Source organism: Roseivirga seohaensis, from assembly GCF_001592945.1.
Classification (GTDB): Bacteria; Bacteroidota; Bacteroidia; order Cytophagales; family Cyclobacteriaceae; genus Roseivirga; species Roseivirga seohaensis.
In genome coordinates, this window is the sequence record NZ_LRPB01000049.1 from 318,163 (window position 1) to 340,155 (window position 21,993).

Genomic DNA, 21,993 nt, shown 5'->3' on the forward strand with positions numbered 1-21,993 from the left:
ATGTCGTCAGGCAAGAATCACCTTACTATTTCAATAGTTTTATATAAGAATAACCTAATTCACATTAGGAAGTTGATGCACAGTCTTTTAGGATGTGGTTTGTGCCCTGAAGTCTATTTTGTTGATAATTCTCCTACAAACGAATTAGAGAGTTACATACATAGTAACTTTCATTATCAGTGGGCAGGGGAGAATATCGGTTTTGGAAGAGCGCATAATATTATTATTGATAAAGTGATGAATTATGGAGGGTACCATATAGTAATGAATGCAGATGTTTTTTTTGATAAGGGGGTAATTGAGAAAATAGTTGAATACATGAATCAACATGATCGCATTGGTTTGTTGTTGCCACGAATTCTTAATCCAGATGGAACCCCACAGCCACTTTTTAAACTACTTCCTCATCCACAAGACCTTTTTACACGGAGATTTATACCTAGTTTATTTAAAAAAATTTTAGGACACAATAACCAAAAGTACAGTATGTCATTTGCTGATGATAAGAGCACTTTTGATGCACCCTACCTTTCGGGGTGTTTTATGTTTCTTAGGAAGGAGACCCTTAGAGAGGTTGGCGGTTTTGATCCTAGGTTCTTTTTGTATTGTGAAGACATAGACTTGTCAAGAAGAATAAGGATGACCTGGAGAACGACTTACTATGCTGATGCTTCAATATATCATTATTTCTACAAAGGCTCATATAAAGAATTACGTTTACTCTGCCTCCACATAATCTCTGCAGTAAAATATTTTAACAAACACGGTTGGTTTATTGACTCAGATCGTGAACGAATAAATAAAGAGACTCTTGAAGGGTTTACGTCAAAAAGGAAAGTCAACGTTCTACCTATAGCTAAATGATTATTGATGAAAAAATAACGTCTCAGGTTGAGTTAGAAGTGATAAGAGTTCTGGCCTATTATCAGCTTTTTCACCATCCATTGAAGGCAAGTGAGATTACACGGTTCGTTAATGTAACTCCTATGGTTACCAAAAATATTAATAATGCGTTAAGCACTCTTTTGCACTTGAATGTTGTGTTTCAATTTGAGGGATACTTTTCTCTGGAAAATGATCCCTCATTAGTACATGCTCGTTTGGAGGGAGAAATAAGAGCCAAATCATTATTGAAGGTAGCGCAAAGAATGTCCAAACTGATATATTCTTTCCCTTTTGTTAGGGCAGTATTTATTTCAGGCTCACTATCAAAAGGCGTTGTACCAAAAGATGCCGATATTGATTACTTTATAGTTACAAAGAGAAATAAGCTATGGATTACTAGAACCTTGCTCGTTATGTTCAAGAGAATATTCTTGTTAGGGTCTAAAAAATTCTTCTGTGTAAATTATTTTGTTGATGAGAATCATATGGAAATACCAGACAAAAATATTTTCACGGCAACCGAGATTGTTACGCTTATCCCTATGCAAGGCAAGAGTTGTTGCGAAACTTTTTTAAGTTCCAATCATTGGTTTAAAGATCATTTTCCGAATGTATCGTTACAAAAAGAAGAGATTGGACAAATGGGCTTAATTAAAAGATGTTCTGTATCAATACTGGAGCCTCTATTTTTTAATAGTCTTTCGGAAAAGCTCGATAAGTATTTCATGAAAAGAACCTACAAGCGTTGGAAAACACTTTACAATGAAGGCTACTCTGATAAAGAATTTGAGTTGGCTTTTAGGACTCACCGGGGCACTTCGAAAAACCACGATAAGAATTACCAAAAAAGAGTTTTAAACTCTGTAGAGGAAAATATGAAGGCGGCATTGTCTAAAATTAAGGATCAACAAGGTTATGGGTAGAATTTTAGTTACTAATACATATTTTTATCCCTTAGATGCCAAACAGTGGCACTTTAAAAAGCCGTACCCACCATTGGGCACAATTCAAGTTTCTTCATTACTGAAGAAAGAAGGGCATGATATTCGTTTTTTCGATAATTGCTTAAACGATGATCCTCGGAAAATCAATACTATTATTGAGGCGTTTAAGCCAGATTATTTGCTTATTTATGATGATGGGTTCAATTACCTCACCAAAATGTGTCTTACGGTTATGCGAGATGCTGCCTATACTATGGCAAGGTTAGGTAAATTAGCTAATGCAAAAGTGATTATCAGTAGTTCAGATTCAAGCGATAGGTTTGATCAGTATTTACAGAACGGTATCGACTACGTTGTTTTGGGGGAGGGAGATGCTACGGTGGTAGAACTTCTTTCAAAGTTAGATAAAGAATTAGACCTTGATGAGGTATCTGGTTTAGTATACCTAAATTCTGAAGGGCAAGTAAACAAAACACTAAAAAGGTCTGTACTACAGAAGCTAGACGATTTGCCTTTAGCTGCTTGGGATTTGGTAGACATGGAGGCTTATCGGAAGATTTGGGTCTCTAATCACGGTTATTTCAGCATCAATATTGCGACTACTAGAGGGTGCCCCTACAAGTGTAACTGGTGTGCAAAACCAATCTATGGGAATAGATACAATTCTCGCTCTCCAGAGCATGTAATTCAAGAGATTAAAATACTGGCTGAGAATTATGATGTGAATCATTTTTGGATGTGTGATGATATTTTTGGTCTTACACCGAATTGGGTTCAGCAATTCAACAAGTTGGTCAAAGAAAATGACTTGAGTTTTAAATACATGATTCAATCTAGGGTTGATTTATTACTCAAAGATGACACAATTGATGTTTTGGTAGAGTCTGGTTTGGAGACCATTTGGTTGGGGGCAGAGTCAGGCTCACAACACATTCTGGATGCCATGGGTAAAGGAATTACCGTTGAGCAAATTTATGAAGCTGTTCCAAAGCTTCAGAGAAAAGGAGTGAGTGTGGCACTTTTCTTACAATTCGGTTATCTTGGAGAAACCCTTGAAGATATTTATAAAACCATTGACATGGTTCAGAAAATTATGCCTGAAGAAATCGGTATTTCTGTGTCCTACCCTTTGCCAGGTACTAAGTTTTACGAAAAGGTGAAAGATGATTTGCAGGGGAAAACCAATTGGGTGGACTCGGATGATTTAGACTTGATGTTTACTAATAAGTATTCACCTGTTTTTTACAAAAAATTACATCGATACGTTCATAATAGGCATAAACTCAAAAGAGGCTTATTAGCACTCAAGTACGGAGTTAAGTCACCTTCTACCCTTAATAAAAAGAGTTTGAGGCAAATATTGACAACTGGGTATCATCTACCAATGGCTATACTTAATGGTGTTCAGCTTAAAATTCAAGCCAAGAAATCGGTATGACTGAGCAATTTGATACAGCGTCAGGGACTTACGACCAAGACTTCACAGATACGCTGATAGGTAGGTTGCAGAGGGGGTTAGTATGGAAGTATCTTGACGAGACAATATCGAACAGAGGCACTTTAAATATACTTGAGATGAATTGTGGTACTGGAGAAGATGCTCTACATCTAGCCGAGAAAGGACATAGGGTAACTGCAACTGATATTTCGTCTGAAATGCTTACCCATGCTCAGAAAAAGGTTTCTGAAGTTAATGTTAAACATAAGATTGTATTTAATAAATTGGATATCACTCAATTGAATGACTTCGAATGCGTTAATCAATTCGATTTAGTGTTTTCTAATTTTGGTGGGGTCAACTGTGTTAATGGAAAAGAGATAGGTGAGTTTGGGCGTAATTTAAAAAGACTGCTTAAGCCAAACGGAACTCTTATTATGGTAGTAATGCCAAACATGTGTCTGTGGGAAAGCTTTTACTTCTTTACCAAGCTTAAGTTTAGGCAAGTCTTTCGGAGAATGAGATTATCGGTTTTAGCTGATGTTTCTGGGGTTCAAGTTCAAACTTGGTATTATTCTCCAAAAAAAATAACTGAGATCTTTAAGTATGAGTTTTCAAAAATTAGGGTAAAGCCAATTGGTTTTTTTGTCCCACCATCTTACATGGAAACTTTTGTAAAGAGGAATAAAAAGTTCTTCTGTGTTATTTCATATCTGGAAAATAGATTTTCAAAATTTGCTTGGCAAGGAAGAATGTCGGACCATTATTACATAGAGCTACAAGTCAAATGAGAGTGCTTTTAACGCATGGTTATTTTATAGCTGAGGATGAAAAGGAACAGCAGATTATGCGACCATATCCGCCTTTGGGATTGTTGTATATCTCTGGTTTTCTAAATCAGCAAGGAGTTCACAATAACGTTTTTGATAGTACCTTTTCAGACAAAGAAAGTCTATTTAAGCAGATTGAAGAGGAGAAGCCAGACATACTGGCGATTTATGCCAATTTGATGACCAAGGTGAATGTTCTTGAAATTGCCAAGACTTGTAAAAAGCTATCTCCTAAAACGACCATAGTACTTGGTGGCCCAGATGTTACTTATAATATAGAAAACTACCTAAAGCATGGTGCTGACTTTATTGTAATAGGAGAGGGGGAAAACACAATGTTCGAACTCGTAGAGTTTTTATCAGAAAGGAGCGAAAATTTACCTCATGATGTTTCAGGATTAGCTTTTATAGATAGAAATGGGGTGCTTGTAAAGACTAGCCCTAGGGTGAAAATGAAGGAAATTGATGAACTTCCTATCCCCAATCGTGATGCAATTGATATTCATAAATATATAGATGCTTGGAAGTCCCATCATGGAGAGAGTGCTTTGAGTGTAAGCACCCAAAGGGGCTGCCCTTATACTTGCAAATGGTGTAGTACGGCTGTCTATGGACAAAGTTATCGTAGGAGGTCACCAGAAAAGGTAGTAGTAGAACTCAAGGAAATCCAAGAGAAATACGCGCCTGATACGATTTGGTTTGTAGACGATGTTTTTACTGTAAGTCACAAATGGTTGGGTGAGTTTGTTGACGCTCTAGAAGAAGCCAAAGTTAAGGTGAAGTTTGAATGCATAAGTAGGGCAGACCGAATGAACAAAGAGGTGATTGCCTTACTCAAGCGTGCTGGTTGTTTCAGGGTTTGGATAGGGGCAGAAAGTGGCTCTCAGAAGATAATTGACGCTATGGACCGCAGAGTTTCTGTAGATCAAGTACGTGAAATGATAATTGAAACACGAAGACAAGGGATCGAAGCAGGTACTTTCATTATGTTAGGTTATCCCGGAGAAACCGAAGAAGATATTGAAGAAACTATTCATCATCTTAAAGTTTCAGATCCAGACCATTTTACTATTACAGTGGCTTATCCTATCAAAGGCACCGATTTGTATGATGAAATAGATAAGAATATTACCACCAATCATGATTGGGCAAAAAGCACAGATAGAGAGATAGATTTTAAACGAACCTACAACCGAAAGTTCTATGAACAAGCCGTTAGCTATGTAACTTCAGAGGTTACTATATATAAACTTCTAAAAAAGAATACTATATCTTTTTCCCTTTTCAAATTAAGGTTGAGAAACATTAAGTCTCGGGTAATGATGAGTTTTTATCGATTATAATCCTATGCGGAAAATATTAAATCATATAATACTAACCTTCAGTTCCATAATAGTGGCATTGCTAATAACAGAAACTACACTGAGGTTTATGAAGCCGCACAATGACTTTTATCCCCTTGAACCTAATTTAAATGTTAAGGAGACCTTCAATGGTACTCATTTATTCCCAGGATTAACCGATGTTTTCACATATACAACTAATAATCAGGGCTATAGGTCGGATAGTAAATTTGATGAAAGCAGATTTGGTATTTTAGCTTTAGGAGGCAGTACTACAGAGTGTTTAACTCTTGGTGATCATAACATTTGGACAAATCTTTTAGAAGAAAAATTAAACCTTAATTCAGATCTTAAGTTTACAGTAGGTAATATTGGAGCATCTGGCTTAAATTCTCGACATCATTTACAACAACTACTGCAGTTACATAAAAAATATAGCGGTTTAAAGGCCGTAATGCTCTTAGTAGGTATAAATGATTTTCTTTTAGACCTGCATTTTCCAAATAAAGAAATCGATAGCCTGAGTATAGCACGAAGTGCATTTAAGCAATACCCAAGACGATTTAATATTCACTGGTATGAACGTACTGAAATATACATGCACTTGAAGAAGGTAAAACACAATTGGATAAACAATCGGTTTGATGATAAAAACGATATTGTTTTTACAGTTGAGAATTATAGAGAACGGTTAAAGAATTTATCACCAACCCTAGCACTTCCAGACCTATCGAACAATCTAACCAAATACAAAAATAATATAGCGGCCATTTACAGCTATTGTATAAAGAATGATTTAGAGTTAATCTTAGTCACTCAACCTGTATTATGGCATAAAAATATGAGCAATTATGAGTGGGAATTGACTGCAACAGCGATAAAACAAGAAGGCACTACTACCTACTCTCCGCAGGAATATGAAAAAGGAATGGAAATGTATAATGACGTATTGAGAGATTTTGAAGAGAAGGACAAAGTTACCTTAATTGACTTATCTTTTGAGCTTCCCAAAGACACTACTGTTTTTTTTGACTTTTGCCATTTTAACATTCAAGGAGCAAAAAAAGTGTCAGATGTAATATTTGATAATATATCGGCTAAGTTTTTACCGTAAAACTACATGGGGCTTTCAGAAACTGCTATTAGTCGTATTGCCTTAAGTCACAAAACTCGCTCATGCTACATTAAGCTATGAATACCAGTACTAAAAAGGGGGTAATTCAAAGAATTGCATACCTACTTTCACCAAAAGAGAAGAGGAGCTTTAATCAAATAGTTCTTTGGCTGTCATTAAGGGTGATTTTCGATCTTGCATCTATTGCTTCTCTCTTGCCCTTAATTCTCAGCTATTTTAAGCCGGAAATCCTAAGAACAAACAAGTTATGGCTTAATATTACCTCCTTTCTTGGTGTTGAACTGGAAAGGACAACAGCCATCTTAATCCTATTTGTTGCATTTTTTTTTCTTATTAAGTTTATCTATTTCTATATTATTGAGAAAAGAAAAGCCCACTTTTTAACCAAGACACAACATAGGCTTGTGGTTGAGGTGTACGATAATATTCAATCTATTGTAATGACTGATTTTAGTCATTACAATACAGGGCATTCATTAGAAAACATTGCTCAAGTACCTAGTAAATATGTCTTTCAATGTTTGGCTACAATTCTAAGAATTATTCCGAATGCTATCACAATTACCCTAATTTTGTTGAGCTTAGTGCTGTTTCAATGGAAGATATTTTTAATTGTATGTTTAGTTTTTGTACCGATACTGATCTTGTATCTACTTTCTTTAAAGCGTCCAATAAAGAAGGTTGAGCAATCATTTTCACGATTGAACCCCGTTTTTCTCCAAAGAGTTGCAGAGGCCCTTACTGGTAGAATTGAGATAGCTCTTTTTCAAAAGGGCGACTTTTTTAGAAAACGAATTGAAGAGAGTAGCAAAGAATTAATGAAAACTACGGCAAGGCTTCTAACACTGTCGAATAGTGCGCCTTATTTTTTAGAGCTTATATCGATAACAGGTATAGGTGTTTTCTTTTACTACATAACTACGACTGAGTTTACACCCGAAAAATCAATTACCATACTTTCAGTCTTTATTCTTTCAATAGCTAAAATCATTCCCTCTCTCAATGGAATTGTATCGGCATCAACCAACCTGAAAGCTTATATTTATACGGTAGATTTACTCAAAAATATAATAAGCAAAGAGGCACAAGAAGGTAAACCTGTTCGAAATGTTGGTGCTGACATTACATTTAAAGGTGAAATTAAGTTTGACAATGTTAGTGTTAAATACCCTGAATCTGATTTCACTTTACCTGAGATATCCATAATATTAAAACCAACGGATAAACTTGCAGTTGTAGGGGAGTCTGGCTCAGGCAAAAGCACTATACTAAAGCTAATGCTCAAGCTAGTTCCAGCTAACTCAGGTAGCATTACAGTAGATGGTAAGCTTTTAGATGATATTGAAAGTCAAAATTGGTGGAGTCAAGTCGCATATGTTCCTCAATCATCATTTATTTTTAGTGGAACATTATTGGAGAACTTGACTTTTGGTAAACAACTGTCAACCTCAGAAAGGAAAGACATAGTGTTGCTTTTACACGAACTTAAGCTTCAAAGTTTGTTATCTTCGCGTTCAGATGGATTGGACTCAGTAATTGAAGAAAACGGCTTAAATCTCTCGACAGGGCAAAGGCAAAGAATCGGTATAGCTAGGGCTATTCTACAAAACAAGCTTATCTACGTTTTTGATGAAGCAACTGGTGGATTAGATGAATCTACTAGTGCCGAAATTATGGATTCCTTAATCGAGGGCTACTTGAAAAACCGATTATGTGTATTTGCAACACATGATTTATTGGTTAAATCTAAATGTACCCAAGTACTAAACCTCTCATAAGAGCATGAATGTTATTATGTAATAAGGGGCTTTGTAGGTTTTTTTGAAGTAAATTAGACCTTCATTTAAAGATAAGATTTTGTAAAAAAATAAATTTTAACCTCTGTTCTTCAACTGAAAATGCTTTTCAACTCTATCGATTTTGCAATTTTTTTCCCACTTGTATACCTCATTTACTGGTATCTTCTTAAGAAAAGTGTAAAGAGGCAAAATATCTTGATTCTGGTCTCAAGTTATATTTTCTACGGTTGGTGGGATTGGAGGTTTTTAATATTAATAGCCTTTAGCACCTTGGTTGATTTTATAGTTGGAATCTACTTGGGGAGATTCCAAAATCTAGCAAAACGAAAGGTGCTTTTATATGTAAGCATACTAGTCAACTTAGGGCTTTTATTCTATTTTAAGTACTACGGTTTTTTTGTGGAGAATTTTGTTGAAGCATTTTCTTTTTTAGGAAAAAATATTTCTTTTGATACTCTAAATATAATTTTACCAGTTGGGATCAGTTTCTACACATTTCAAACATTAAGTTATTCTATAGATGTTTATAAGGGTAAGATACAGCCGACAAAAGACCTAGTGGCTTTTGCGGCCTTTGTAAGTTTTTTTCCTCAACTAGTAGCTGGCCCGATTGAAAGGGCTTCCAATTTACTTCCTCAGTTTTCAAAAAAACGCTCATTCGATTATCACCTTGCAGTAGATGGGGTTAGACAAATTTTTTGGGGATTATTCAAAAAGGTAGTTATTGCCGATAACTGCGCCAGGTATGTAAACCTAATATTCGACCAACCTGAGAATTATGGCGGTATTACTCTGATTGTTGGGTCAATGCTCTTTGCTATTCAGATATATGGAGATTTTTCAGGTTATTCTGACATAGCAATTGGCGCAGCTAGGATCTTGGGCTTCAATCTGAAGCAAAATTTTGCCTTTCCTTTCTTTTCGAAAGACTTTGGTGAGTTTTGGAGAAGGTGGCATATTTCTCTTACCACATGGTTTAGGGATTATGTTTACATACCTATGATGGTGGCCAGCAAAATGAATCTTAGGAGCATAGTTTTCAATGTGCTCGTGCTTTTCTTGGTAAGCGGCTTTTGGCATGGTGCCAATTGGACGTTTATAGTTTGGGGTCTTGTAAGTGCTTTACTTTATCTGCCAGAAGTTTTTTTGAAAGATAAGAGACGATCAAGGTCGCTTGAAGATGGAGGATTGCACCCAAGAATAAGGGAGTTTCTTTTGATTTTCAGAACCTTTAGTTTGTTCTCGCTGAGTCTTGTTGTCTTTAGAGCTCAGAGTATTAATCATGCCTTTCAATATTTTTCAGCTATTCTTTCAGATTCCTTTCTGAGGTTTGACTTGGGTATTTTTGGGAGGAATGGAGTAATCCTTGCTGCTTTTCTCTTATTGTTTTTTACAGTGGAGTGGTCGGGAAGAAATGGACAACATGCGCTAGAGAAGTTGTTGCTCAAATGGGGGATTTTTAAACGATACTCATTTTATTATTTTATCATTTTTCTTATTCTATTCTACGGAGGTATTCCTCAAGATTTCATTTACTTTCAATTCTGACCATGAAGAAGTTTAACATTAAGTTCCTTTTATGCGTTCTACCCTTGCTAGTATTGTTGTCACTTATGGAAGTGCTCTATAGACGAATACCTAACGATTACTCATTTAAGGCACAATACCTAAATGAGCATGCAGGCGAAATAGAAACGCTGTTGTTAGGTAACTCTCATAACTACTATGGTTTAGATCCTAATTATTTCCATGACTACAACACCTTTAACGCGGCATACATTGTTCAGCGCACCTATATGGATTTAGAAATATTGAAGAAGTATAAAAATGAGCTTACTAATTTAAAAACCATTGTAATCCCCATTATACCTATGGAGCTGTATTTTCAAAAGATTGAAGATGCCCCATTTTTTTATAATCCATCCATTCACAAGTATAGAATTTATTACGACTTAGATATTCCATGGACATATGGTGATTACTTTGAGATAAATTCTAAGATGTTTTTACTAAGAAACATGGCCAACACTTTAACGAATTATTATTTACGGCACATACCGCAAACAAGCAGTTCGGAATTGGGTTGGGGTACAAACTTTCGCTGGGAAGATGCACGAGACCTAGCCCTAACAGGAAGAGAGACAGCGCGCCAACATGAACAGATATCCTTTCCCGAATATGAATTGGAAAAAGGGATAGCATATAACAAACAAATTCTTGAATCAATTATTAAAATTGGACAAGAGAAGGGAGTTATGGTTTATCTATATTCACCTCCAATTTATAAGTCTTATCGTGAGCTGATTGATGATGAAAGAGTAAACCGCGCAATAGGGGTTTTTCAGGAATTAGACTCTACCTATGCCAACTGTGTTTATGAGAATTATTATGATGACGAATCTTTTGTTTCCAAGGATTTTTACGATGCGGATCACCTTTCTGATTTAGGAGCACAAAAACTTTCCAAAATAATTGACCTAAGATTAAGGGGGCGTAGGAAAAACTTTGAAGAGCAAGTAAATTAGCTTTTATAATTTAAAATCTATCTTCATGCCGAAACGTTATCTCAAAATAATTTTATATCTCCTCTATTTACTTGTTATTTCTGAAGTTTCTTTGAGGATTTATCTTGTACACTTTGCATCAGAACCGATATTCAAAAAGTTTGGCTCTAGGGCTATGTTAGAGACCCGCTACAAGCAACCACGCCTACAACCACATCCCCTTTTATTTTACATAAATACACCTAATTATGAATTAGGAAGCAACAAACATAACTCATGGGGCTTTAGAGGAGAAGAAGTAAGCATTGAGAAGGAAAAAGATAGAATAAGAATAGTATGTATCGGTGGATCAACCACTTATAGTGATGGAGTTAAAGATTATAAAGAATCATATCCATATTTGGTGGAAAAAGAACTGCTTAATCAAGGAATAAATGCAGAGGTTATTAATGCAGGTACTCCTGGTTACTACTCAATTCAAAACCTTCAAAATTATTACTTGAAAATCCATGAACTTCAGCCAGATTATGTAATCATCTATCATGGAATAAACGATTTACACACCAGGCTAGTGTGGCCTCCTGAGTACTATAAATCAGATCAGTCAGGCTCTATTGTAAGAGCTCCATATGCCACCAGGTCTATTTTCCGTTTTCTTAGTGTAATACGTGTCTCCATGGTGTTTTTTAAATTTTGGGAGTCTGAATCTTCATTGAATGCTATGGTAAAAGGGACAGAGAGTAATGTTAGCCAACTATATTACGAACAACTCAGAAAGGGCACATACCCCGAAGGGTTGTTTAGACAAGTATCAGCAGACTCTATTTTTAAAACCAATAAACCAATATATTTTCAAAGAAATACAGAGTATTTAATCAAGCTGATGAAAGAACAAGGTACTCAGCCCATACTTTCAACTTTTGTCTATTCAAGCGAATTTCCAGAAGAAGCTCCTTATTTAAAAGCACCAACCTTTCAACAAGCACTTGCTGAGCATAATCAAATAATGATTGATTTGAGTAAGACTTATGGATTGGAATTGATAGATTTAGTTAAAGAGTTGCTTATTGAAAAGGACATGTTCACGGATGGCATACACTTTACTTTAAAAGGAAATAAGCTAAGATCTAAACTTATCAGTGAGAAGTTAATCAACATCATTAATAAATAATTTGGCTGGAGATTAAGTCTCTTTCTTAGGGCTGTATCTTCAATTGGTTATCATGATGATTGCAATGGAACTCATCGATAACTATAAGCTATAACTCATTATAAAGCCTTAAATATTTAACAGTGATATTTTCTAAGCTATTATGTCTTACCCAGTTCAAACCGTTTTGAATTAGAGCTTTTCTAAGTTCTTCATCTGTAAGAAGTGTCCTAGCATTTTTTGCAAGTTCTTTGGGGTTTCCTACAGCAGAGGTTAGACAGTGTGAGCCTGTCAGTTCAGCCATGAGCCCAACATTTGTACTACAAGTTGGGATACCAAGAGCCATCGCCTCTATAAACACTACTGACAGGCTCTCGCTCTGTGAACTTATTACATGTAAATCACTATTTTTAATATATTCAATTGCCTCTTGATTAGTTTTTTGGCCAGTAAACTCCACGTGGTGCTCTAGCTCAAGTTTTTTAACAAACTCGTGTATCTGACCGGAATAGAAATCGCCACCAACAATAGTGAGCTTTGCAGGAAAGTATTGGAGTAACTCCTTGAACATTAAGAGCAAAGTAAAATGATCTTTTATTGGATTAATATTGGCTACCGTAACTAATTTATATGGCTGAATGCATCTTGTTTTTTTTGGGGGGCTTAAAAGGCCATCGCTAACGCCAAAGGGAATTACCTCAATATCCTGCCTTTTTAATCCGTTTTCCCTTAAAATTTCTAATTGATATTTAGAGAGCACCACCACTTTTGTAACATTCTTGATAGCCCAAAATATAAGAACCTTAAGCCGCCTTTTTCTTAACATACCAAATGATGAAACTGGAACGTTGGCAGATTCCCCTCCCATTAAAGTTAAAACAGTGGGTAATCGCAACATCTTGCCTAAAAAAGAAGCTATAATACCAGCAGGAAAACCATAAAATGCATGTATTATATTAAAAGGCTCTTGTCGATGATGTCTTTGAAGATTACAAATGAGGTTAAAGTATTTTCGAAACTTACTGCCTTTTGATTCTACAAGTTTATAAGGTGTGTCAGTTGCTAGGGCAGGTTGAATACTGAATATGACAACTTCATTCTCTTTGGTAATGCATTTAAGGAATGCTGTTAAAGCAGGCACCCCTTCCAGCTTATGGCCTGTATTCACTCCACCATTTAAAATAATTGCAATTCTCATTCTATGTATTTAAGAGCTGAAAGGTTTTTTCGAGTACAATCTGAGGGGTATACCTTGTTAGGCATCTATTATCGCCAAACTTACAGGTGGGCAACATACAATTGCCACATTCCATATCTGAGGAATCAAGAAGGATTGAATGTGGACCTAAAGGACCAGACCAATCTGATCTGGTGGATCCAAAGATCGCCAATGTCTTTACACCTGAAACCCATGCCATGTGCATGAGTCCTGAGTCCTCGGACAACATAAAGTCGATTCTTTGAATTAAAACAAACGCCTCTGAAAGGCTCGTTTTATTAACTAGGTTAACTGTATGTTCAGGAAACTGTAGTGAAAATGAGTTTGCAAACTTTTCAACCCTATCAATACCAATAAGCACAAACTGGACTTTCTTTTTACTGTGCTGTAAGAAAGCTGTTGCCCATTCCACATAGTATTTGTACGGCCAATTTCTACTACTATAAAAACCCGCGGGGTTAATCACAACTTTGAGGGTATCTTTGTCAAATTCATAGATTGGGGGTTTATTGAGAACATAGGGTCTAAAATTAGGCTTAGAGAAATTCAACCCAAGCTCATTAATTGCATTGTAGACTCTTTCGCCAGCAGGAATTGGAGAGTAAACATCAAAGGCACTATACTTTTTAGGGAAAAGTAACCGCCTAATCAATCGGCTCTCTCTATTATTTTGAAGGTCACAAACAACATCAAATCGTTGCCATAGTAAGAGCGGTAACAATAAACTCACGTAAGGTAGGCGGTGAATTGGTCTTCTTTTTCCCTGTAACACCCATACTCTGGTAAAGAACTTTAGAAATTTTGGTATATCAGATGCGGAGCTTCTGGTTAAAAAATGAACCTCGAAACTGGGGTTTCTATCAGTAAACTCTCTTATGTAGGGATAAGTAATAATTGAGTCACCAATGGCCTGCAATCTAATAAAGAGTATTTTTTTTAAAGGTTTACAAGAATTACTTTCTTTGAAATGCTTAGCCACGATTATAATTTACTCAATATTAAATTAGTCTTATATAATTTAACCAGTAGGAAATGGTGCAGCCTAAAACAGACTGAACTTAATGTTTTCAACATTTGCAAATTAATCAAATATATGCTTTTAAATAAACTATTTTTATGGCAAAATTGATGGTAATTTAAGCAAGTAATCCAACTTATTAAATTATCGTATGTGACTTTTAAGCCGTTGAAAATCGTTTCGTAAACGAGAATTAAAAGTATTCATGATTTCAAGCCTCTCCTGACAAAGATATTTTATTGATCATAAATAGGATGGAATATTTAACTTTTTCGTTTTCACTTAAAAAATGCTGATTGAATTTCTTTTGCAGCCCACTCATGACCTTTAGAGTTCCAATGATTATCACAGGTGGAGCTGTAGTATAAATTAGCCCAATTGTTAATCGGCTTTGTTTGAGTGAGTAAATCAAAGTATTCAAAGTTTAATTGTTTGCCCAGGCTTTTCAAGCTATCAACCAACAGTGGTTTCTTATCGTCTTTTAAAAATGCATCAAAAGCTAATTTGCTTGGGACTGTGGTTATGTAAAGCTTTTTGTCACCTAGAAACTCAATCATTTTTTCCAAATTGTAGCGGACTCTAAACCATTGGTCTTCTGTAAAAGTAAAGTAACCCGGTTCCTTAGTCTCATCAAATTTTGCTGGCTCAACAGAATGATAATTATTTTTAATCCATTTTAGTAAAATATAGGTGTAAGTGAAGTTTCTTAAAAACATCTTGACTTTACTAAATTCCTGAACTTGATAAGCAGATTGTTTTAAAGAATCAAGGCCATGTGTTAAGGTGTAGTTAGGGTAAGAACCTGCCCAGTAAGCACGGTACCTATCACTTGAATAATCTGCATGAAATTTAATGTCATCTTCTACCAAGTCATTTGCTGGGAAAATTACCCAAAGAACTGCATCATGTTCAAACTCCCTTGTCTTGTTTTTATAAATAAGATACTCCTGAGTCATGCCTACACTTGCAATACCAAAATTCAAAAACTGTAGATTGGTAGAATTTTCTAACCTATTTGTAAACCGATCTTTTAGACTCACGCCCCATCCTTCGGTAAAAGAGTCACCTATAACCACAACTCTTTTATCTTGAGAAGTACGACTCCGTTCGGTATCTCTAGCTCCAATGGAGTTAGTTTCATAGGACACATCAAAACATTCCTTTTTATGTCTAAAAACATATTTTGCTGGCCGCCAAATTCCAAACGTAGAGTCAGTCTCTACCCAGTATCTTTGAGGATTTTCAAATGTGTAAAGTGGCCTTTCCAGATTAATAAAACCTAAATGGCTAGCCAACATTAAACCTAGTTCAAAAAGCACTAATGATAGCACTAGCTGAAAAGCGATTTTAAAGAGCTTTTTTTTCATGTTCTATGTGAAATTTTAAAAACGAATAGATCACTCATTATTTTTTTTAGACAGTAAGTAGTAACTCACTTAGTTTTCGACTCTTCTTAAACTCATGGAAAGAAGCATTTAATAGATGTTTTGAGTTTTAAAAACTCCTAATTACCTAATGAATTGATTTTTCTTAACATAAGTAAGTAATCCTACAAAGTAAATAACTTACTAAAAGCGCCTTCAATTTTTTTACATGTTTAGTAGAATATGTTTATTCTATTAGATTACTAACACTTATATTCGAGTATCTAAATCACCCAGAAACTTCCTATGAAGTAATGAACAAAGCTACGAGTCATATCATCAGGCAAATAAATAGTAGGTTTTGGCCAAAGCACTTGTACTATCCGCCTAAATGGATTGTACTTGGAGTTAACAATATTTGCAATCTGCATTGCAAGATGTGCGATGTGGGAACCAAAAGTTTAGATACAAACTTTGCTACTAACCTTGTGGGTACTCAGCCGATGAATATGCCAGAAGAACTTTTTAGAAGAATAGCGGATCAAACTCATAATTTCTTTCCAAAAGCCAAACTTGGCTATGGCTTTACTGAGCCTTTGGTTTATCCATACCTACTAGAAACACTAGACTATGCCAATAATAAGGGGTTGTATACATCTATCACTACCAATGCGCTCAATTTGCCACAAAAAGCTGAGCAACTGGTGAGGGCTGGATTAAACGAGGTTTTTATTTCCCTTGATGGCCCTCAGGAAATTCATAATTATATTAGAGGGCACAAAAGTTCTTTTCAAAGAGCTATAAAAGGGATTGAAATGCTATTGGAGCACTCTAAAGAACTTGAAATTGGAGTGTTCTGTGTTATAACCGAATGGAATATTGGTCACCTAAAAGCTTTCGTTGATTTTTTTAAAGACTTCCCTTTAAAAAGATTAGGCTTTATGCATACCAATTTTACTCCTCAAGGAGTTGCCGATATACATAACATGCTGTATAGCGATTCCTATCCTGCAACGAACTCCAATGTAGATGAAATTGATATAAGTAAAATGGATCTTAATATACTATGGGAGGAGATTAGATCGATTAAATCGGAGCAATATAGATTTCCTGTAACTTTCTCTCCTGAGGTTGAATCTTACGAAGGACTACTTGATTTCTACCAAAAGCCGGAAAAGTTGATAGGAAAGAGATGTCATGATGTTTTTAATAATATAATGATTAAGTCAGATGGTTCAGTCATTCCAGCACATGGGCGCTGTTACAATCTTACAGTTGGTAACCTTTATAAAGATGACCTTAACTCTATTTGGAACTCATCTGAGATTTCTCAATTCAGGGACACTTTGAATAAAGCTGGCGGATTACTGCCCGCTTGTAGTAGATGTTGCAGTGCTTTTGCAAGGTAGGTTTTTATGAGGCCAATATTTCGAGGGTAATGTTGAACGTAAATTCAGAATTGTATCTAAGTAGTGTATGTTATTTCTTGGAATATAAACTCTTCAAGCGCACTGTTGCCACATTCCAAATCAAAAGAAGTAAGGTTTTGGGTATACCCAAAAAGTAAGAATGGTTCAATCTGTTCTTCATAGCTGGAGCAAAATGATACAATTAAAACTCCATCAAAAGCCTCATGACCTGAAGACGGCAGAGAGCGTAAATCAACCAAGTCTATATTTTATTTTGGAGGATATTGAATAAAAACATATCATTATAGGAAATGGCGGAAAATATTCTTGATTATTTTGGGGAGATTCACACCCCCTTTTTACATGCGAGAGGGAAAATAGCAACATACAAACTGATAGAGATCTTAGACTGTGAACCCGAAGAAAGTATTCTTGAAGTAGGCTTTGGGACTGGAGCAACACTTTGTCAATTGTCCTCAATTCATAAATTTACAAACTTTCATGGTGTGGAGGTTTCAGAGGTTATGCACAGACAAGCCATAAAAAGACTGAAATTCTGTCGACTTCAGAAGCGAGTCCAACTCCAATTACTGTTTGACGAACAATGCTATCCGTTTGAGGATAACACCTTCGACAAGGTTTATGTAGAATCTGTTTTGGCAATCCAAGAGGGGCAAAGCCTACCTCAAAACCTCAAAGAGATTAAACGAGTACTAAAACCCACTGGAGTCTTGTTTTTCAATGAAACACTTTGGCTTGAATCTACACAGTTATGCCTAATTCATGAAATGAACAATGCTTGTAAGAAATTATTTGGAGTGATCCAGTCCAACTCTGAGTTTCCTTATTTGTCTGATTGGAGACGGTTACTTGTGGAATTAGGATATGAACTAGAGGAAGTTATAAGAGTAGATCGTATTCTACCGGCTAATAATCACTCAAGTGTCACATTCCACATTTTTATGTCTAACCTTTACACGTTTTTGGGGAAAATGAAACTTCTATTTATGAGTTCACTTTGGAAACATAGAAACTTTTATAATGCGGCAATGCGAGAGGTGAATCATAATAATATTCGAATTATGGAAGGAGTAATTATAAAGGCGGCAAAGAAAAAAATGAATCACACCTAATTATTTGGTGTGGCTAATTTGTGACTTTTGAGAGCTGAAAGGCCAGTTATGGTTTCAGCTCTAATTGAGCTCAAAACGGCCAGTGAAAACAGATTCTGATAAAATCAATTATCTTTAAAAAAAACGAATTTTGGAATTCCAACAATACTTTACTTACCCCAATAACTTTGAGGAAAGTTATAACCTAATTAGAAAGAAGGAGGAAAGGATTCTTAATCTTGATGAGATCAAATTGTTGCCTCAAACCGATCCGCAATACATACATCATAAAGAATGGAATCAAAGAGTTGGATCGACAAATAAGTTTCTGAATTATATCAGAACAAAAAGAAAACCCAAGGTTCTTGACCTTGGGTGTGGAAATGGCTGGTTAACACATAAAATTGCCATTGAGGCAGATTACGTCACTGGAGTGGATATTAATAAACTTGAACTTGAACAAGCAGAGCAACTGTTGAGCGAATTCAAGAATGTGAAGTTAATTTATGGCAATATATTAGATATCAATTTTGAAGATAAATATGACATTATCTTGCTGAATGCAAGTATACAATATTTCGAAAGTGTACCTCTTTTATTAAATAGGCTTCGTTTAAATTTAACTAATCAGGGTGAAATTCACATACTCGATTCTCCGGTTTACGGCAGTAATCGGGAAGCAATGAATGCAAGAAAAAGAACTGAGGAATATTATAATAAGAATGATGCTCCACATATGGTTAAATTTTATTTTCATCATACCTTCCAGTCCCTAAAGGGGGTTGATTATACAGTGATGTATAATCCTAAATCAATTGTTAACAGGTTATTAAAGAGATTTATTCCCATCAGTCCTTTTTTTTGGGTTTGTATCAGGAACAAATCAAACAATGACATCAATTATTAATGCTTTTAAAAAAGCATAGAATATTTACAGATCGTACAAGTTAATTAGGTGAAAAATTGAAATGAATAAACTACTCCTTTTCAACCCCAGAAGTGCAAAATGGAAGCATCGCATTCCTAACTCTATTCTTCAAGTAGGAGCCTCCATTCATGGCAAGTTTGACTATGTTTTCGTGGATGGTAATATGGAAATTGATCCTTGGGCGAAAATTGAGGCATATTTTAAGACTGGGAATTTTAAGTATTTTGGTGTAACGGTTATGCCAGGCCCCCAACTTAAAGAAGCTATTCCATTTACGAAACGTATCAGGAAAGAGTATCCAGAAATAGTCAATATATGGGGAGGTTATTTTGCTTCAAATCAGTACAAAGTATGTTTGGAAAGTGGCTTCGTTGATGTTGTGATCAACGGCCCTGCTGATGATGTATTCCCTAGACTTTTAGAGTCCATAGAATCAGGTACTTCTTATGAGCATATTGAAAATCTGATTTTTAGAAATGGAAATGGCGAGATAGTAACTACTAAAAAGCAGGGGCTGTTGAATCAAGATGAATTACCAGATTTGCCTTATGACTACTTGGCTAGTTTTTATCCATTAAAGCGATATTTTGGAAAAACTTTCCTTGGTAAACGCACTCTATCATATCATTCGAGTTTTGGTTGTCCGTTTACTTGCTCCTTTTGTGCTGTAGTGCCTATCTACAATGCCAGATGGAAAGGGAAGTCAGCGCAGAAAATTTATAAAGATGTAAAAAAACTGAAAGACGAATATCAGATTGACGCGATTGAATTTCATGACAATAACTTTTTCACATCCCGAAAACGAGTGGTAGAGTTTTCCGAACTCATCATGGATGATGGCATTAGTTGGTGGGGAGAGGGAAGAATAGATACGCTGGATCAATACAAGGATGAGGACCTGGAAACTATGAGCAAAGCGGGCTGTAGAATGATTTTTTGCGGGGCAGAAAGTGGAAATGATGAGGTACTTAAACAAATGGATAAAGGAGGCACTCAGTCTTCTGCTCAGATTCTGGCGTTTGCTGAAAGAATGAGTAAGCATAATATCATTCCTGAGTATTCTTTTGTTTTGGGCTTGCCTGGAAAGGATGAGACAGCTGTGATGGATCAGATTGATAAAGATATCGATTTCATCAAAAAGGTAAAAAAGGTCAATCCAAATACGGAGATCATCATTTACCTCTATAGTCCAGTGCCAACAGAAGGTTCTGAATTGCATAAACAGATTATTGAAGAGGGGTTTAAGTTTCCAGAGAAATTGGAAGACTGGCTTAATCCAGCATGGGAAAACTTTGATTTGCGTAAGAATCCCCTTACCCCTTGGCTGACTCCTCAGATGATAGATAAAATCAAAAATTTTGAGACTGTGCTGAATGCTTATTATCCAACGGTTTCGGATTATAGAGTTACTCCGTTTAAAAGAAAGGTAATGAGAGGTGTATCAGGGTTTAGATATAAATCGAATATCTATAATTACCCTTATGAGTTAAAGGCATTACAAAAGTATTGGCTCAAATATAGACAGCCCGAGATTGAGGGTTTTTATCAAGAATAGTCTGCTTTATGAATGTGATCGCCCGCAAGTTAAAATCACTGCTATTCAAACCACTTAGTTATGCCTATCGGAAGTATAGTCGGAAGGAACGGACAACCCGGGTAGCAGGCATAAAACTAACCGTCCTACCTGGTGTTTTTAATCCAAGACTTTTTTTTAGTACCAAATTTATGATGAGGTATATTGAACAATATCACCTTCAGGATAAACATGTATTGGATGTAGGTTCGGGCAGTGGGGCATTGGCTATTGCTGCCGCAGTAAAGGGAGCCAAAGTAGTGGCTATTGACATTAATCAGTTAGCTGTGGACAATACTGTTAAAAACGCTCTTTTAAATAAGTTAGACTTACAGGTACTTCGATCAGATTTATGGAAGGATCTGCCTCTACAAACCTTCGATATGGTTTTGGTTAATCCTCCGTATTATCCGAAAAGCCCAACTAACAAGGAAGAGCTTGCTTGGTATTGCGGAGATAATTTTCAGTACTTTGACTGCTTTTTCAACGGGCTTGGTTCCTTTATTCATTCGAAAACCAAGGTGATTATGATACTAAGTGAAGACTGTGAGATAGAGAGTATAGGCAGCATTGCTGAGAAAAACTCTTTTGAAATGGTACTCGCAAAAAGAAAAAGAGTTTGTTGGGAGATTAACTATATTTTTTACATCCGCCAAAAGTCTCATGGCTAATAAGAGTTAACTGTAATATTTAGGGTAATAAATGGTTTAGTGTTTTTTTTAAAAACCAATTTGTTTCTATTACCCTTTATCTACTTTAGCCTAGATTATTAATTTCGTTTGCGTATTTAATATGCTAGTCCCCCCTTTATTAGTGAGTCGGGATTTATGGCTTCGCTTCTATTGGTAAACCCTGCTTATTCCTTCAAAAAGGAATATGGTGATTATACCCACCAATGAGCATTGTATTGCTACCTTGGATATTTGCTTAGCTAGCTTATTGAACGTTACCACAGCTCCTCTAAATCCTCTTTAATGAAAGCGTGTTGTCTATCATGCCAATTGGTTTGACTTGATGAGTGGTTTGTGAATTTTCCTTTTCCGCTAAATACTTTTTGGAGTTTTGAAATAGGAGTGAGAAACACAAAAAACACTATTGACAAAAGTATAGCTCCTGTTACTTTACCTAAGGCCTGACCTAAATATATCCAGCCATTGGCAATTAGATTAGCGGCTTTTCTTGAAAGTGTTGAGACTAAGCCGATAGAAACGGATAGGTAAATCAGCAAGTCTGCGTCTTGCTTCCATTTCCATTGTATTAGAATGTAAAGCCCTATTAATCCAGAAACTAACCCTAAAATTATTGCCTCGGATGACTGCTTGATTTTTGGAACTTTCAATGT

At 35.8% G+C, this 21,993-nt stretch carries 19 protein-coding genes; 15 read left to right on the forward strand and 4 right to left on the reverse strand.

Annotated elements, in window-relative coordinates; genetic code table 11:
• The 10 genes from AWW67_RS18310 to AWW67_RS18355 all read left to right on the forward strand — a co-directional run bounded on the left by AWW67_RS18310 (nt 1) and on the right by AWW67_RS18355 (nt 12,049).
• Nucleotides 1-864 (forward strand): glycosyltransferase, encoded by an 864-nt coding sequence (locus AWW67_RS18310; RefSeq protein ID WP_062303599.1) that lies wholly within the window; start codon nt 1-3, stop codon nt 862-864.
• Nucleotides 861-1,808, forward strand: a complete 948-nt coding sequence (locus tag AWW67_RS18315) for a hypothetical protein (protein WP_062303601.1) — start codon at nt 861-863, stop codon at nt 1,806-1,808. Before AWW67_RS18310 ends, AWW67_RS18315 begins: the two co-directional genes overlap by 4 nt.
• Complete coding sequence (locus AWW67_RS18320; protein ID WP_062303602.1) at nt 1,801-3,267, forward strand: B12-binding domain-containing radical SAM protein; 1,467 nt, start codon at nt 1,801-1,803, stop codon at nt 3,265-3,267. The genes AWW67_RS18315 and AWW67_RS18320 overlap by 8 nt, the downstream gene beginning before the upstream one ends.
• Nucleotides 3,264-4,058, forward strand: coding sequence for a class I SAM-dependent methyltransferase (locus AWW67_RS18325; protein WP_062303604.1), 795 nt, complete (start codon nt 3,264-3,266; stop codon nt 4,056-4,058). The genes AWW67_RS18320 and AWW67_RS18325 overlap by 4 nt, the downstream gene beginning before the upstream one ends.
• The gene (locus AWW67_RS18330) at nt 4,055-5,440 is read left to right on the forward strand and encodes a B12-binding domain-containing radical SAM protein (RefSeq protein WP_062303606.1); all 1,386 of its coding nucleotides are present in this window, start codon (nt 4,055-4,057) and stop codon (nt 5,438-5,440) included. The genes AWW67_RS18325 and AWW67_RS18330 overlap by 4 nt, the downstream gene beginning before the upstream one ends.
• 88 nt (nt 5,441-5,528) lie before the next feature.
• Nucleotides 5,529-6,554 carry an SGNH/GDSL hydrolase family protein gene (locus AWW67_RS18335; RefSeq protein ID WP_176700083.1) on the forward strand — a complete coding sequence of 342 codons (1,026 nt, stop codon included), beginning with the start codon at nt 5,529-5,531 and terminating at the stop codon, nt 6,552-6,554.
• 77 nt (nt 6,555-6,631) lie between these two features.
• The gene (locus AWW67_RS18340) at nt 6,632-8,353 is read left to right on the forward strand and encodes an ATP-binding cassette domain-containing protein (RefSeq protein WP_062303609.1); all 1,722 of its coding nucleotides are present in this window, start codon (nt 6,632-6,634) and stop codon (nt 8,351-8,353) included.
• A gap of 216 nt (nt 8,354-8,569) precedes the next feature.
• Entirely contained in the window at nt 8,570-9,922 is a 1,353-nt protein-coding gene (locus AWW67_RS18345; RefSeq protein ID WP_311316231.1) for an MBOAT family O-acyltransferase, read from the forward strand.
• Between the two features lie 2 nt (nt 9,923-9,924).
• Nucleotides 9,925-10,899, forward strand: a complete 975-nt coding sequence (locus tag AWW67_RS18350; protein ID WP_141655506.1) for a hypothetical protein — start codon at nt 9,925-9,927, stop codon at nt 10,897-10,899.
• A 25-nt stretch (nt 10,900-10,924) separates the two neighbouring features.
• Nucleotides 10,925-12,049: an SGNH/GDSL hydrolase family protein gene (locus AWW67_RS18355; protein ID WP_062303613.1), complete on the forward strand. Its 1,125-nt coding sequence runs from the start codon at nt 10,925-10,927 to the stop codon at nt 12,047-12,049.
• 88 nt (nt 12,050-12,137) lie between these two features.
• On the opposite strand, the gene AWW67_RS18360 is transcribed toward AWW67_RS18355, so the two are convergent.
• The 3 genes from AWW67_RS18360 to AWW67_RS18370 form a co-directional block, all read right to left on the reverse strand.
• The gene (locus AWW67_RS18360; protein ID WP_062303615.1) at nt 12,138-13,226 is read right to left on the reverse strand and encodes a glycosyltransferase family 4 protein; all 1,089 of its coding nucleotides are present in this window, start codon (nt 13,224-13,226) and stop codon (nt 12,138-12,140) included.
• Nucleotide 13,227: 1 nt separating this feature from the next.
• Nucleotides 13,228-14,226, reverse strand: a complete 999-nt coding sequence (locus AWW67_RS18365; RefSeq protein ID WP_062303616.1) for a glycosyltransferase family 9 protein — start codon at nt 14,224-14,226, stop codon at nt 13,228-13,230.
• A gap of 317 nt (nt 14,227-14,543) precedes the next feature.
• Nucleotides 14,544-15,632 (reverse strand): SGNH/GDSL hydrolase family protein, encoded by a 1,089-nt coding sequence (locus AWW67_RS18370; RefSeq protein WP_062303618.1) that lies wholly within the window; start codon nt 15,630-15,632, stop codon nt 14,544-14,546.
• 311 nt (nt 15,633-15,943) lie between these two features.
• On the opposite strand from AWW67_RS18370, the gene AWW67_RS18375 reads away from it, so the two are divergent.
• From AWW67_RS18375 to AWW67_RS18395, 5 genes are all read left to right on the forward strand, one after another.
• On the forward strand, nt 15,944-17,038 hold the full coding sequence (locus AWW67_RS18375; protein WP_082794103.1) for a radical SAM/SPASM domain-containing protein: 1,095 nt from the start codon (nt 15,944-15,946) through the stop codon (nt 17,036-17,038).
• Nucleotides 17,039-17,349: 311 nt separating this feature from the next.
• The gene (locus AWW67_RS18380) at nt 17,350-18,171 is read left to right on the forward strand and encodes a class I SAM-dependent methyltransferase (RefSeq protein WP_062303620.1); all 822 of its coding nucleotides are present in this window, start codon (nt 17,350-17,352) and stop codon (nt 18,169-18,171) included.
• A 130-nt stretch (nt 18,172-18,301) separates the two neighbouring features.
• Nucleotides 18,302-19,057 carry a class I SAM-dependent methyltransferase gene (locus AWW67_RS18385; protein ID WP_062303622.1) on the forward strand — a complete coding sequence of 252 codons (756 nt, stop codon included), beginning with the start codon at nt 18,302-18,304 and terminating at the stop codon, nt 19,055-19,057.
• A gap of 61 nt (nt 19,058-19,118) precedes the next feature.
• Nucleotides 19,119-20,633 carry a B12-binding domain-containing radical SAM protein gene (locus tag AWW67_RS18390; protein WP_062303623.1) on the forward strand — a complete coding sequence of 505 codons (1,515 nt, stop codon included), beginning with the start codon at nt 19,119-19,121 and terminating at the stop codon, nt 20,631-20,633.
• A gap of 8 nt (nt 20,634-20,641) precedes the next feature.
• Nucleotides 20,642-21,322, forward strand: a complete 681-nt coding sequence (locus AWW67_RS18395) for a methyltransferase (protein WP_062303625.1) — start codon at nt 20,642-20,644, stop codon at nt 21,320-21,322.
• 275 nt (nt 21,323-21,597) lie between these two features.
• On the opposite strand, the gene AWW67_RS18400 is transcribed toward AWW67_RS18395, so the two are convergent.
• Nucleotides 21,598-21,990 (reverse strand): hypothetical protein, encoded by a 393-nt coding sequence (locus AWW67_RS18400; RefSeq protein ID WP_062303626.1) that lies wholly within the window; start codon nt 21,988-21,990, stop codon nt 21,598-21,600.
• Nucleotides 21,991-21,993 lie beyond the last annotated feature (3 nt).

What these genes read in the sequence shown, in the direction of transcription:
- AWW67_RS18310 (WP_062303599.1), top strand. Translation starts at nt 1, where the DNA reads ATGTCGTCAGGCAAGAATCACCTTACTATTTCAATAGTTTTATATAAG.
- AWW67_RS18315 (WP_062303601.1), top strand. Translation starts at nt 861, where the DNA reads ATGATTATTGATGAAAAAATAACGTCTCAGGTTGAGTTAGAAGTGATA.
- AWW67_RS18320 (WP_062303602.1), top strand. Translation starts at nt 1,801, where the DNA reads ATGGGTAGAATTTTAGTTACTAATACATATTTTTATCCCTTAGATGCC.
- AWW67_RS18325 (WP_062303604.1), top strand. Translation starts at nt 3,264, where the DNA reads ATGACTGAGCAATTTGATACAGCGTCAGGGACTTACGACCAAGACTTC.
- AWW67_RS18330 (WP_062303606.1), top strand. Translation starts at nt 4,055, where the DNA reads ATGAGAGTGCTTTTAACGCATGGTTATTTTATAGCTGAGGATGAAAAG.
- AWW67_RS18335 (WP_176700083.1), top strand. Translation starts at nt 5,529, where the DNA reads ATGAAGCCGCACAATGACTTTTATCCCCTTGAACCTAATTTAAATGTT.
- AWW67_RS18340 (WP_062303609.1), top strand. Translation starts at nt 6,632, where the DNA reads ATGAATACCAGTACTAAAAAGGGGGTAATTCAAAGAATTGCATACCTA.
- AWW67_RS18350 (WP_141655506.1), top strand. Translation starts at nt 9,925, where the DNA reads ATGAAGAAGTTTAACATTAAGTTCCTTTTATGCGTTCTACCCTTGCTA.
- AWW67_RS18355 (WP_062303613.1), top strand. Translation starts at nt 10,925, where the DNA reads ATGCCGAAACGTTATCTCAAAATAATTTTATATCTCCTCTATTTACTT.
- AWW67_RS18360 (WP_062303615.1), bottom strand. Translation starts at nt 13,226, where the DNA reads ATGAGAATTGCAATTATTTTAAATGGTGGAGTGAATACAGGCCATAAG.
- AWW67_RS18370 (WP_062303618.1), bottom strand. Translation starts at nt 15,632, where the DNA reads ATGAAAAAAAAGCTCTTTAAAATCGCTTTTCAGCTAGTGCTATCATTA.
- AWW67_RS18375 (WP_082794103.1), top strand. Translation starts at nt 15,944, where the DNA reads ATGAACAAAGCTACGAGTCATATCATCAGGCAAATAAATAGTAGGTTT.
- AWW67_RS18380 (WP_062303620.1), top strand. Translation starts at nt 17,350, where the DNA reads ATGGCGGAAAATATTCTTGATTATTTTGGGGAGATTCACACCCCCTTT.
- AWW67_RS18390 (WP_062303623.1), top strand. Translation starts at nt 19,119, where the DNA reads ATGAATAAACTACTCCTTTTCAACCCCAGAAGTGCAAAATGGAAGCAT.
- AWW67_RS18395 (WP_062303625.1), top strand. Translation starts at nt 20,642, where the DNA reads ATGAATGTGATCGCCCGCAAGTTAAAATCACTGCTATTCAAACCACTT.